The sequence below is a fragment of the Alloyangia pacifica genome (assembly GCF_003111685.1).
Taxonomy (GTDB): Bacteria; Pseudomonadota; Alphaproteobacteria; order Rhodobacterales; family Rhodobacteraceae; genus Salipiger; species Salipiger pacificus_A.
In genome coordinates this window covers 574794-587778 of sequence record NZ_CP022190.1, presented here as the reverse complement: position 1 = coordinate 587778, position 12985 = coordinate 574794, and the positions used below count along the sequence as shown (strand labels likewise).

12 protein-coding genes and 2 pseudogenes are annotated in these 12985 nt (G+C 59.1%); 6 read left to right on the top strand and 8 right to left on the bottom strand.

The annotated features are described in order from the left end of the window. Positions 1–5 precede the first annotated feature (5 nt). Positions 6–1283: a TRAP transporter large permease gene (locus tag CEW88_RS15720; RefSeq protein ID WP_108968701.1), complete on the top strand. Its 1278-nt coding sequence runs from the start codon at positions 6–8 to the stop codon at positions 1281–1283. 169 nt (positions 1284–1452) lie between these two features. After that, positions 1453–1560 (top strand): annotated as a pseudogene (locus CEW88_RS15715) (transposase); the annotation flags it as partial. Positions 1561–2526: 966 nt separating this feature from the next. Here CEW88_RS15715 and CEW88_RS15710 read toward each other — a convergent pair. Further along, positions 2527–3465 (bottom strand): IS5 family transposase, encoded by a 939-nt coding sequence (locus CEW88_RS15710; protein ID WP_108968699.1) that lies wholly within the window; start codon positions 3463–3465, stop codon positions 2527–2529. A 165-nt stretch (positions 3466–3630) separates the two neighbouring features. Continuing rightward, positions 3631–4696, bottom strand: a pseudogene (locus tag CEW88_RS15705) (IS110 family transposase). Positions 4697–4918: 222 nt separating this feature from the next. On the opposite strand from CEW88_RS15705, the gene CEW88_RS15700 reads away from it, so the two are divergent. The 4 genes from CEW88_RS15700 (at position 4919) to CEW88_RS15690 (ending at position 9565) form a co-directional block, all read left to right on the top strand. Beyond that, positions 4919–5521, top strand: a complete 603-nt coding sequence (locus CEW88_RS15700) for a hypothetical protein (protein WP_108969869.1) — start codon at positions 4919–4921, stop codon at positions 5519–5521. A 233-nt stretch (positions 5522–5754) separates the two neighbouring features. Beyond that, complete coding sequence (locus CEW88_RS24535; protein ID WP_159099636.1) at positions 5755–6234, top strand: hypothetical protein; 480 nt, start codon at positions 5755–5757, stop codon at positions 6232–6234. A 142-nt stretch (positions 6235–6376) separates the two neighbouring features. After that, positions 6377–8137: a hypothetical protein gene (locus CEW88_RS24530; RefSeq protein WP_159099635.1), complete on the top strand. Its 1761-nt coding sequence runs from the start codon at positions 6377–6379 to the stop codon at positions 8135–8137. 477 nt (positions 8138–8614) lie between these two features. Then, on the top strand, positions 8615–9565 hold the full coding sequence (locus tag CEW88_RS15690) for a restriction endonuclease (protein WP_108968695.1): 951 nt from the start codon (positions 8615–8617) through the stop codon (positions 9563–9565). Between the two features lie 226 nt (positions 9566–9791). Here CEW88_RS15690 and CEW88_RS15685 read toward each other — a convergent pair whose 3' ends face one another. From CEW88_RS15685 to CEW88_RS15660, 6 genes are all read right to left on the bottom strand, one after another. Continuing rightward, a complete protein-coding gene (locus tag CEW88_RS15685) occupies positions 9792–10034 on the bottom strand; it encodes a hypothetical protein (RefSeq protein WP_108968693.1) in 243 nt (80 codons plus the stop codon). Between the two features lie 69 nt (positions 10035–10103). Continuing rightward, the gene (locus CEW88_RS15680) at positions 10104–10472 is read right to left on the bottom strand and encodes a hypothetical protein (RefSeq protein WP_254694528.1); all 369 of its coding nucleotides are present in this window, start codon (positions 10470–10472) and stop codon (positions 10104–10106) included. An 81-nt stretch (positions 10473–10553) separates the two neighbouring features. Beyond that, entirely contained in the window at positions 10554–10844 is a 291-nt protein-coding gene (locus CEW88_RS15675) for a DUF6527 family protein (RefSeq protein WP_108969866.1), read from the bottom strand. Continuing rightward, positions 10841–11644, bottom strand: coding sequence for an N-acetylmuramoyl-L-alanine amidase (locus CEW88_RS15670; RefSeq protein ID WP_108968691.1), 804 nt, complete (start codon positions 11642–11644; stop codon positions 10841–10843). Before CEW88_RS15670 ends, CEW88_RS15675 begins: the two co-directional genes overlap by 4 nt. Positions 11645–12354: 710 nt before the next feature. Beyond that, the gene (locus CEW88_RS15665) at positions 12355–12636 is read right to left on the bottom strand and encodes a hypothetical protein (protein WP_108968689.1); all 282 of its coding nucleotides are present in this window, start codon (positions 12634–12636) and stop codon (positions 12355–12357) included. 147 nt (positions 12637–12783) lie between these two features. Beyond that, positions 12784–12975: a hypothetical protein gene (locus tag CEW88_RS15660; protein ID WP_108968688.1), complete on the bottom strand. Its 192-nt coding sequence runs from the start codon at positions 12973–12975 to the stop codon at positions 12784–12786. Positions 12976–12985 lie beyond the last annotated feature (10 nt).

Here is a 12985-nt window from a genome sequence, read left to right as displayed (position 1 = left end):
CGGACATGACAATCGCACTTCTCTTCGTCCTGCTCTTCGTGCTGATCCTCATCGGCGTGCCGGTCGCCATCGCGCTGGCGGGGGCGTCGCTCGCCTTCATCCTGTCGGGCACCGTGCCGCCGATGGTGGTGGCGCATCGCATGGTGAACGGCGTCGACAGCTTCCCGCTGCTCGCCGTGCCCTTCTTCATCCTCGCCGGCAACCTGATGAACACCGCCGGGATCACCGAGCGGATCTTCAACTTCGCGCTGTCGCTCGTGGGCTGGATGCGCGGCGGGCTCGGCCATGTGAACGTCGGCGCCTCGGTGATCTTCGCGGGCATGTCCGGCGCGGCGGTGGCCGACGCCGGTGGGCTTGGCGCGATCGAGATCAAGGCGATGCGCGATGCGGGCTACAAGACCGACTTCGCCGTCGGCATCACCGCGGCCTCGTCGACCATCGGCCCGATCATCCCGCCCTCGCTGCCGATGGTGATCTACGGCGTGGTCGCCAGCGCCTCGATCGGCCAGCTTTTCGCCGCGGGCTTCATTCCCGGGCTGGTCATGGCCGTGGCGCTGATGCTCATGGTGGCCTATTTCGCCCGCCGCGACGGCTTCAAGCGTGACCAGCCCTTCGCCATTCGCATCCTCGCCATCAGCTTCAAGCGCGCCTTCCTGTCGCTGCTGACGCCGGTGATCATCGTCGGCGGCATCCTCACCGGGGCTTTCACCCCGACCGAGGCCGCGGTGGCCGCCTGCGCCTATGCGATCTTCCTCGGGGCCGTGGTCTACCGCACGCTGACCCTGCGCCGCCTGATCCGGGTCAGCTACGACACGATCGAGACCACCTCGGTGGTGCTGCTGGTGGTGGGCGCCGCGTCGATCTTCGCGTGGATCCTCACCTCGAACCGGGTTCCGGAAATGGCCGCGAACCTGCTTCTGGGGGCGTCGGACAACCCGTGGGTGATCCTGATTCTGATCAACCTCGTGCTGCTGATCGTCGGCTGCTTCATGGAGACCGTGGCGGCGATCACCATCCTCGTGCCGGTGCTTTTGCCGGTGGCGGTTCAGCTTGGTGTCGATCCGGTGCACTTCGGGGTGATCATGGTGCTGAACCTCATGCTCGGGCTACTGACGCCGCCTGTGGGCATGGTGCTTTACGTGCTGAGCCGGGTCGCCAACATCCCCTTCGAGCGCGCGCTCGCGGGGACGGCGCCCTTCCTGATCCCGCTGGTTCTGGTGCTGCTTCTGGTGACCTTCGTGCCGGGCGTCACCATGTGGCTGCCGACCCTGATCTACCGCTGATCCCGGCAGCACGACGGCGAGGGTCGGTCTGGGCGAAACGGCTCTGAGGCCGAGCGGCATGTCCGCGTTCCGGGGCCATCGCGTACTGTGCGGCAGCCCCGGTCCAGCCGGTCTTCGCCGAGTGAGGGATACAGTTCCTAGCTCTTGCTGAAACACAGCCCCACGACCCGGGCGGCCTGTGGTGGTTTCCGATATGGCCGTACAATGCTGCCTGTCGATCAAGATCCCGTTCAACCTGCCGCTTCGCCAGACCTCTGGCATGGTGGCGGGCCTGCTGACTCAGATTCCGGAGACCGAGCCAATCGGCAAATTGACCGCGGACGGCGCAGGACGAACGCAACAGTCATCGCCAACACCGTCGCCAGAAGCCCCGAGTTGTTCGGCGGCATCCAGCGTGTTCACGCAATGCTCGGCGACCTGTCAGGACGCATGTCGAAGCATCACGCCAGACGCGCGGAGGTCAAGCACATGAACCGCGAGACGGTGTTGCTGCTACCCAGACGTCGGGAACCAGATTCCCGAAAATGGGAAGCTTAAGACCAAGAGGCTACGAAGTGATTGAAAATGGTGGGTGATGAGGGACTCGAACCCCCGACATCTTCGGTGTAAACGAGGAAACAAGCATCCTAAGCACATGAACACTCGGGAGAACCGTTTCCCAGACCCCTAGCAGAACACGCCGGACAAAAGCGAAACGAAGCGCGAACTTGGGAAACACTACCGGACAGCCTTAACGCGAGTATCACAGTCCTATTGTTGCCAGCCAGACCAAGCCGAGAACATCAATATTTAAGTTCCACACCGGCTGGCAGAAAGCCGAAATTTCTCGATAAAATCAGTCTGCAGGTGACCCATTTTTTGAGCGATGCGCGCCTAGCTGAATCAATGGTCTACAGAGGAAGTGTCCCACGTTTCGCAAGCGCCTTTATGCACCCATGTCGACCGCACCAGGCATGAAGCGCCCACCGGCCGCTCAGCGCAGGAAGCCGACATAGCGAAGGGACGACCAGTGGTCGCCATTCAAGACGTGACCGGCCCATATGTATGTGCCGGCTGCTGTTCGCAATCAAGAATTTGGCACGACTTCGGAAATCGCTCATATGTATCCGGCCTGTTGATCGGCTCGCGGGCCGTGGCCTTGATGGGGTTACGCACGCGCCGTGGTCTCATTACCGGCAAGGTCCAAAATGGCGTTGTTGCAGAACGGCGTCCTGAGGCGTGGGGGGCCCTTTCCCCGTCAGGTTCAGGTCACGCGGACGATCTCGGCTGTGCCGAGGGCGTTGAAGCGGTTCATGAGGGCGACGCGGATGTGGATTTCGGCAGTCTGGCGGTCGGGGTCTCTGGCGGCGATGCGCTCGCCGAAGGCCTTCAGGCATCGCATCCTGGCCTCGGCGCGGCTGCGGATATGGTATCCGGTCCACCGCTTCCAGAACGCCCTGCTATAGTGACGTGTGGCGCGCAGGGTTTCGTTGCGCGCCCGGGCAGCTGGGCAGTCGTCTTTCCATGGCCGACCGTTCTTGCGGATCGGGATGATCGCAGTGCCACCGTGTGCGATGATGGCGCTATGGCAGCGGCGGGTGTCGTAGGCGCCGTCTGCGGTCACGGTGCCGATGTCTTCGTCGTCCGGGATCTGGTCCAGCAGGTCTGGCAGGACGGGGCTGTCGCCTTCCCGGCTGGGGGTAAACTCGACCGCGCGGATGTCGGAAGTGGCGGTGTCCATGGCCAGATGGACCTTGCGCCATTGGCGACGGCCTTGCAAACCGTGCTTCCGGGCCTGCCATTCGCCATCGCCGAGGAACTTGATGCCGGTGCTGTCCACCAGCAGGTTCAGCGGCCCGCCGGCACGGCGATAGGGGATCTGCACCTTAAGAGTCTTCTGTCGGCGGCACAGCGTGGAGAAGTCTGGAACGGGCCAGTCCAGCCCGGCGAGGCGCAGGAGGCTTGCGACCATCCCGGCAGTCTGCCTGAGCGGCAGCTTGAATAGCACCTTGATCGACAGGCAGAACTGGATCGCCGCATCCGAGAAGACTGGCGGGCGTCCGGGGCGGCCCTCATGCGGCGCGTGCCAAGCCATCTCCTTGTCCAGCCAGATCAGCAGAGACCCGCGCTTCGTCAGCGCAGCGTTGTAGGCGGACCAGTTCGTCGTGCGGTAGCGGGCGGGCTTGGGCTTGGGCTTGCTCATGACGCCCGCCTAACCGCTTGGATTCGTGATGTGAATCTTTCACGATGAGATTTCTGCAACAACGCCGTCCAAAATGACCATTTGGGCCGTCAGACTCTGGGGGCGTATCTTCTCCGTTCCATGCTGTCGTCTCTATCGCGAACTCCTTGGTGGCTGTGGAAGGCGTTAAATCGCTTCCATCGCCGCGTCTCGTGAGGCGTCGAACCGGGTTCCGTGCCGCAGAAGGCTCCAGGCGGTCCGAGCCAGCTTGTTGGCAAGCGCGATGGCCGCCTTGTTTCGCGGCATACGGGCGACTGCCTCGGTCAGCCACGGGCCGAAACTGAAGTCGGACCATCGGTGAGGGCGCATCATGATCACTTTCGCAGCTTGCACGAACAGCATCCTCAGATAGCGGCTGCCGCGTTTGGTGATCCGGCCGAGGATCGTTCGCCCGCCGGTGCTGAACTGTCGGGGCACCAAGCCAACCCAGGCGGCGAAATCGCGCCCCCGGTCGAATGCCTCGCCTTTGCCGACGGCCGCAACCATCGCCGTCGAGATCATTGGCCCGATGCCGGGTATTGTCATGATGTTGGCGCAGTTCTCTTCGGTTCGGCTGATCCCTTCGATCTCGTCGGAGACATCCTCGATCCGTTTGTCCAGCCAGAGCCAGTCGCCGTAAAGCCCGATCAGGATACCTCGCATCCGGGGCGAGATCTCGTCCCGCCGCTGTTCGAGGATCGTCTCAAAGGAATTCTTCAGCGCCCGCAGCCCCGACCTGACGGTGATGCCCCGCTCGATCAGGAAGGCCCGGATCTGGTTGATGGTCGCCGTGCGCCGCGACACCAGCCGCGCGCACCCGGTGCAGGGCCTGAAGGTCGAGCTGGTCCTGGCTCTTCTCCGTCACCGTCCGCAGGTTCGGCCGCAGAGCGGCTTCGGCGATCGCCTCGGCGTCGTTGTAATCGTTCTTCTGACCCTTGTTGAACGGCTTCACGTAAATCGCCGGGATGATCCGTGGCTCGAACCCCATCCGCCGCAGCGTTCGGCTGACAAAATGGGCGCTGAGGCAAGCCTCCATCCCGACCACACATTGCGGCAACTTCTCGAACGTTGCCTCCAGCGCAAGCCGCTTGATCTGCTTGCGCAAAACCAGCTGACCCGAGCAGTCGAATCCGACCAGATGGAATGTATCCTTGCCGATGTCGATGCCGACAACCGCCAAGTCTTCAATGCTTCCTGTCTTCTTCGCACACATGGCTGCTTCTCCTTTGGCGCGGATGATCCCAGTGCAGGATAACCCAACGGTGGGGGAAGCAGCCGGCACATCCCATTACCGGCCGTTCGCCGGGCTGCGCTTTTCTGCGGCGCAGCTTCCCAAACCTGCCATCGGTGGCATTACGCAGTATGATCATAGGCAGTGTGGGACAAAGCTGGCGTTGACAGTATGGTGCAACCAGAAAGCATCGGGAGTATGGAAATGGCGCAATTGGATGAAGATGTGCTCAAGGAGAGAGAGGCACAAATGGCGCAGCAGTACCAGGGAATCTATCCCGTCTACGAAGCGTTCTACATCCACTCCATAATCTATGCAGCCGAGCGATCGGAGTCGGCGTTCCAGCGCTTTGATGAGGCTGTTGCCGCCTCCTGTCCGGCCGAATTGATCGTCGCCACTGTTCAGGAGGCGTTGACCCACGCGGGGGCGCTATCCCGCTTCTTCTGGCCAATGAAGAAGCAAAACCAACTTGCAGTCGCCCGTGGTGATCGGCTGCGAGGTGCCTTCGCGCTTGATGAAGCATCAGCGCTGAAATGGCGCAAGCTGCGAAATGCCTTTGAGCATTTCGACGAAGACCTTGACCGCTTCCTTCTTGAGGATCGAGCCGGGTACTTCTTCCCAAGTCCGTTAGTAGACGACCAGGCGCTCGCCGACGAAGCCATCGGGCATATTTTCAAGCTGGTCGATCCAACGCATGGCATTTGCGTGCTCCTTGGCAGAAAATTCGAATTTCAGCCCATTCGGAGCGAAGTGCGGCGCATCCTGTCTCACGCACGCGAAATGGACGAGCAAGGCGGTCGCCTCTGACAGTAGGCATTAACACGCGGCGTCGCTGTGAGAAATGCCAGGAGCGGGCACGGAGCAGACCTGCCGCGGAGCGGCGTTCTGGACGTTCTGGTGAGTGGGTCTGCCCGCTAGATCGGCCCAGACCGAACATTGGTCTGAGCGCGGGACGCTGCATTGCAGCCTTCCTTGGGCTGACATCGGCTAAACTCGCATGCTAAACTGGTTTCCAATCGATGAGTGAGTGGAGCGAACAATTGAAGAAGATTCCGGAAGGCCTGGTAGAAGACCAAATTCTCAAAAATTTGATCGACTTCAACAATGAGCTCGGTACAGGAACAACGCGTCGCGTGTATGGAGTGAAAGGTTCTCAGGACTTTGTGATCAAGCAAAGCCATCGACCTTTCCACTACAGCAACTTTGTTGAGTGGACTGTTTGGCATGCCGTTGACAAAATGGCCGAAGACATCTTGGGCAACGAAGCTAATTTGCAACTACTTGAGCTCTTTGCGCGCACCGCGGCTATTTCGCACTCGGCAGAATTCTTGATTATGGAACGGCTGCAACCTTTGAAAGACCCTGATCGCCTTCAACTAGGAGGGTTCCCGGATTGGCTAAATGACCGCAAGCCAAGCGCATTTGGTTTAACTGGTGATGGCAGGGTCAAAGTGATGGACTATGCTATGGTCAACTTCTACCAAGTGTTAAACCCTCTAAACAGATCTGGTCGGTTCTGACCTGTCCGACCCTAAGTGCTAATTTATATGGAACGCTGCCAGCGTCTTCTAGTGGACCAAAGTGGAAATTTTCTTGGGACATGTCGGTCATGAATTGCACATGCTTCTTACGTAGAAGCCGGGTAAGCCGATTTTGGTACCAATGGTGCGGGAGACACAAACATTGTGGGATGGTTTAACCAGTTGGATTCTTGGTTCCTGGGGAAGTTTTTCTCAATGGTGGGATCAAAGCTTGGTTGTTGTCGCACGTGACGACTACACCCCTTTTCTCGATATTAGCGGCTTTCTTGGCATACTTGCGTTTTCTTTAGCGGTATTCACTCTCTCCAGTCCGAAATTTCAAATCAGGCAGTCGACGGCAATCATTTCCTTCCGACCGCTGTTTTTTGGCATGCTTCTATTTTCTGCCGTCATCACATTCGCAATTGAGGCCTGTATTCTCTACGGCGTTCGAATTCCAAATTTTCTCAACCCTAACGCGATCAACTACTTCATCACCGCAGCAATCGCGGTATTGATCCTCTACTGGATGATGATATGCTTTATCAGGCCTCCTCGGTTCTCACGGTTTACCGCCAAGCATTTCTTTCAGCAGACATATGTCCACATCGCGAATGGAAGCAAAGAAGAGATGCTCGCATTGGCGCGCGAGATCATGCGTGAAGCTCCCAGACTGATCCGCCACACACCACGCATGAAACGTCATCGCGTCGAGGATGACAAATCCGTTAAACCGTCGGCGCTGCAAAGGCACGCTCACTACCTTAACTCGCTCTTGTCCGATACACGGTTCTGCGACGCTGTCGCAAAAGAGATGCCTTCATTTCCAGCTCATATGGTAACGGTCGCTGTCGAACTAGAAAGGTATGATGCACCTATTCAGCTCATGGTAAAGCGTACCGTGATAGCCATGCTCAGCAATCCGGGATCGGCATTATTTGTCGAGAACGAGTGGCTGGGCCAAGGTTTCATAGGTAATACAAAGCCCATAACACGATCGATTTTTGCGCATTGGTATTTATTGGAGGACTTCGAGTTGGGATTGGAATCGCCGCTTGACTTGGATTATCCGTATGCTCGTAGTTGGGATGCCGATACTTGGCGGGTATATTTCGGTATGGCGCGCGAGTATATTCGTGGTCTAACGTCCACCGGGAGCGCAAATTGGAATACCAGAGGCATCCATCATATCCTTCAGACGACAAAGCAAGCTTATAGCCAAATCGGCGACTTGAAGAAATATGAGGACACATTCAGTCCATACAACCCAACTTCGCATGCCATGGAGGCCAATGGGTTCCTAAAGGACCTCATCAAAGAATTCGATGACGCTAAGGGGTGGGTTGGCTTCGACAGAAAAGACGATTTCAGATACGGGCGCGACCTGTCTTCAGAGATTGCGGCGCTGCTTTTCAAGGCGATCTTTAAGGCGGCACAGGTCAATACAAAAGAATTCCGCATGTGGGATGTTCAGCGCAATACTGTTTGGGCACTCACTGAAAATCTTGGGGTCAGAGACACAGAAGTCATGAAGATGGTGCGCCGAAAGCTTCGGCGGATGATCTGGGATGAGGTCGTTCGCATGGATGACTTTCCAAATTATAAGGGAGCAGCATATATCCGTTTCTGTCTGAACGTCTTAGGATTTTACGACGAGAGCGTTCATCGAAACGACACCTTGGAAAGAGATAGTTGGCCGCTTGCGAAAGTTGTCGGAGGGTGGGTGAAGAAGAACTATCAAACGATTGCGATATCACACCCGCCTGTGGCAGAGGCGATGCTGCCAGCCAACATAGAATACGATCGTGACGCACAAACACTCGTGAGGACCCACGATGATACGTTGACTGGTGTGCCGCGCTTGAAAACCTTCACCCTTGATCCCCCGCGTGACAGTGCCTGAACTTTGCAAAATCCGCTTTTGCACCCTTTCCGAAATTGGCGCGGACTGCTGCAAATGTCCGGTATCCGCCCTTCCTGTACGTGATCCAGGGTTCCGCGGCGCGATACTGGCGGAGTGTCCGCTTCCGCGATCTGGCATAGCTCGGTTCGCGCGCGCAACGAATGTCCGCATACCGCCCTCTGTGCCGGCGCCTGGCGTGATGCTGCGGCGAGCTCGGAGGGCAGCTCTGGGCTGGCTCCAGTCGCACGCGGTGTGGTTCGGCCGGCAGTAGTGCGCAGGGAGCGGACTTCGCTCCGCTGGGCTCACTTCTCTGAAGCGGCCGTTCGGGCTGAGCGCAGCGATCGACGCCTCAGAGCCCAGATTGCCCAGTTCTGCCGCGTCCTCGAATGACGGTTATTTGTCGGTGACGCGTGCACTTGCACGTAAGACGGTTATGGTGCATTTCTCTGCATGCATGAATTGCCTTAGAGAGATAACGTGCCAGCTCCAAGCAAAGCGACATATTTTGAGCGCCGTGTGGCAAGGGTATTCGAAGCCGTGGAGAAATTGGGCGTCGAGGTTACATGGAATGCCAAGATCAAAGATCCGCACACACATCAGACACGCCAGATAGACGTAATACTAAAACATTCAAATGGCCGCACCACCTGCGTGGAGTGTCGTGATCGCGCCAGCGTTCAAGATGTCATGTGGATTGAGGAATTGTCTGGTCGTCAGCGGTCAATGAATTTTGATAACGTATTCGCCGTTTCTTCGAGCGGCTTCACACAACCTGCAATAGCTAAGGCGCAAGCCCTTGGGGTGACTCTCTTCAAGCTGTCTTCATTTGAAGTTGAGGCGACCGAGATTGCGCTTGCAGAGCCCGCCGTATACATCTTGTGTGCGGATCAGGTCAACATTCAATGTTTTGCGAAATCAGATCTGGTTTCCAAAGATGAGTTACAAAAATTGTTGAGCCAGAAATTTACGCTCGAGTTTGAAAGGTTTTACAAAGCAATAGAGGGTCTCAACAGTTCTGGCAACGGCACGATAGAAATCGGTCAGCACGCTGTCCGAACTACGTCATTCACGACAACCAACAAGTTTGATGGCGTTGATGTTGATTTCCAATATGTTCTTCAGGCAAGGTTGTTCTGGCATCGGTTCGAGCTCAAGCCATACTATTTTCGAAAGTTGAAACCCGGCGAGGTCTCAACTTCAGCAGAGATTTATGACGACGAGATGACCTCAGGAATCACTGCGGAATTTATACTCACCGAAAGGCGCTTTGATATCAATTTGGACTACCACAAAAATAACGACTGGCATGATCGATATCACTTTTGCAGCGCTCAGATTTTTCATGAAAGCCTGCTAAACAAGAAAATCCGCGTGAGGCAGAGCGGACGGACACAAATCCACTTCTCTTTCAAGTATGAGGTGCTGTAGGGTGATCAACGGTTCGCAACAGCAAGCGGTTGCACCATTCGCAGTGATTCAGTGCATTCTATTGGCTTTGCATGCCTTCAATTGACAAACGTAATTGACAGCTTTGTCCGCGCTGCTGCCGCCCCATGCTCTCGGGGTGAAGGTCCGCTTCGCCGCGTAGGCAACTCGGGGCGAAGGTCGCGGAAGGGCTGCAAGCAGCCGAACGCCCTTGTCCAGAAAACCCGGATCAGCCGACCCGCCGCCGCACCTCATCCAGCGCTGCGTCAATGCTCGTCGCATACCCGTGCCCCGTCGGCCCGACCTGGACAATCCACATCCACCGCAGCGTCGGGTCGCTGATGTGCGTGGCATAGACGCGCCCGACCGGCTGGCGGTCCCGGTAGACTGTCCAGTCGTTGTCGCCGTCGGTTCGGCCCGCGACGACCGTGCGCTTGCGTGTCCACATGGAGCGCAGATAAATCGAGAACAAATCGGGATCAAGAAACGAAAAAGCCCGGCGCGATGGCCGGGCTCTTGATTGTGATGACGGTGATGATGATCAGGCCGGGATCTGCACCCCGACCCGATCCATGGCCTCGCGGTAGTAGCGCAGCGCGAGGCGGTCGAGCACACCGTCGCCGGGCACCAGCCGCGCGATCGCATCCGGGACGGACTGCTGCGCGTGGTAGATCGCGTGTGCCTTGATCACCTCAAACCCAGCGTCCGGCCCTTCGAGCAGCGCTGCTTCGACGCCGGACTTGATGGCCGAATGCAGCGCCTCACGCGCCGCCGCCTCGATCCTGATGCCGGCGAAGGCTTCGAAGGCCGCCGCGCCGCGATTGATGATCAGCATGAGCGCGATGCCGAGCAGCCCGGCGATCGCCTGCACCAGCTCTGGGCTGGATAAGAAAGCTTTGAGGAAGTCCATCTTGGGAACCTTTCGGAAGGCGGCAGAGCGCCGCGGAGAGAACCAGCGCGAGACGCCGGTCGATGATTGGGAGAAAGGGCATCAGCAGGCGCGCCAGACGCCCGCCTGAAGCCAGCCGTGCCAGTGGCCTTGCCAATTGACCGAGGGCGCGAGCTCGGCTGCAGCGGTCGAGCCATTCCAGCACCAGCTCGGGCCTTGCTCCGGCTTGAAGCCGTTGCCGATTGTGAGGACCGACTTGTCGCCGCAGCCGCATGGGCAGAAGAAGATGAAGCTCTGCTCACCATCCTGATCCGGCCCGCCGATCCAGAAGGAGCCGGGCTCACGGTCGCCAAGGAACGCGTTGCGGTCGCGGTAGTGGACGGCGCGGGTCATGCGGCCCACCCGGTCGGTGCCCACGCGCTGTCCTCGACCTTGAAGCCCGGGCAGAGCTTGTTCGCGAATTCGTTGTGCCCTGCAATCCGGCGGATTTGCGTGGCGTTGCAGGCCTTGGCGATCACGCCTCGTATCGCCTCTAGCGTCGCGGCGGTGTAGAAATCCTCGGCCGCGCCCATGTGCGTCACGGTCTTCACTGGGACCATCGAGTAGCCGAGCGAGCCGGCGTTATGGCCGATGACATGCGCGCCAATCTCGGACCAGGCGCGGCCTTCGATCACCTCACCATCCGGGAAGATCAGCCCGTGATAGCCGATGTCGCGCCAGCCGTTGGCGAGGTGCCAGCTGCGGACCTCCTCGAACATCTGCTGGTTGGACTTGCCCTTCCACCAGGTCGCTGAGGTGGCCGTGGTATGCAGCACGAACATGCTCACCAGATAGCCGGCGCTTCCTTGCAGAACCTGCTTCTCGTGCGAAACCCAGCCGCCCCAGCCAGGCGACACCGTGACATCCTCGACAATCGCACCTGCACGCGGCATGCCATCGGCCTCGACCAGAGCGCGCAGCCCGCGGTCAAGCTCGGGCGTCCAGACGCGGCTGACCGGTCCCGCCGAGAGATAGCCTAGGTCGATGATCGCCTGATGCATCTGCTCGACCGCATCACCCCAGCGGCCCTCGTGCGCCGCCAGCAGCGCGAGCATTCCTGCCTCGGTGCGCGGCCCCCAGAGGCCGTCTTCAGGCCCGGCCGAAAAGCCGAGCGCAGTCGCCCCCGCCTGGAGGGCGCGGATATCCTGTCTCATTGCGATCTCCCATGAAAAAGCCCCGCGCGACGGCGGGGCGTGACAATGCTGAGTTCAGCGATAAGTTAAGCCCCGAGCGCGGCGCGGACCCTCTCCCTCATCCCCAAATCTCGGGAGGGTTCAGGCCTCGGAATTTCAACCCTTAGCGGTATTTTCGAGCCAAACGAGGCCGAACGCCGCGCTCACCTTCGCAGCTGGCAGGTCACGGCATCGGGGCGATCTGGCACCCACTTGAGCAAGCTCTGGAGTCGAGCACCATGTAGAGCTGGATGCGGTCCGGCGCGAAGCCGAGAGGCGGAACCATCTCGGCCCACAGACCGAAGCGTCGCGCCAGCACCAGGGTTTAGGGGATGCGCATCGGCTTTGAGATATTTCAGCAACAGAATATCTATGCGGTCTCTTTTGCCCGTACCCTCTGATTTTGCCGTAGCGTAAGCGAGGTGGTGAGTGCGGCCGTCTCTTCCCCCCTTGGCACTCTTGCTCCTGTCCCTAAGGCTGTGCCTCGAGGGCGGGCTTCCCCAGGCCCGTCGGTCGCACTCACCCCATCTGAGACCCAATCCCCATCTGCTCGTCTGAAACGGGCGCCGGAACAATCCGAGGTTCTGCCCGTTGAATGACGAGCGCGGCCCTCTGGCTGGCTTTTCTCTGCGCGGCGGCCCCTACCAGTAGCTTCAGCGGTTCGGGGAAGCTCCGCTGACAGCTGGCCGCGCTCACCTCCCCTGTTGCGATATCCGATCGAGCTTGCTGTCAATCTTCAGCAGCGTCGCCTGGATGCTGCGCAGGTCGGAGGCCTGCCCCGCCTGGGTCAGCTCGGCCGCCCTCAAGCGCGCGTCGAGGCCGCGCGAGCCCTCTTCAAGTCGTGCGATCGACATCGCCTGGCTTTCCTGCGTGTTCGTCAGCGTCACGTAGCCGGCCGTTACGGTGACCATCATCGCAAGGATCGACAGGATATTCCCGGTGCTCACGGTGCTGTCGAACTTGATGTTGGGCATTGTCTTCCTTCCCATGAAAAAGCCCGCTGGCGGCGGGGTCGTTGCAGGCTGGCCTGCAGGTCGAGTGAGCTGAATCGGTTAAGCTGGCAAGAGCGCGTCGTCTGTGATGTCGCTCGGCGCCTGCGGCATATCCTTCAGCGCGAGCCGCTAAGATGTGCGTCTGCTTGTGCGCCATTGCGCCTCGGCCTTCACCCTGCCCACGATCCACTCGCGATTGTAGGCATAGAGGCCGTAGAGAAACACCAACATCATCGGCGCGACGACGCCAACCAGGTAGAGGAAGTCACGCACAAGCCCCGCGCCCGTGCGGACGCGCGGCAGGAAGTCTTTCAAGATCATGGGACGTCCC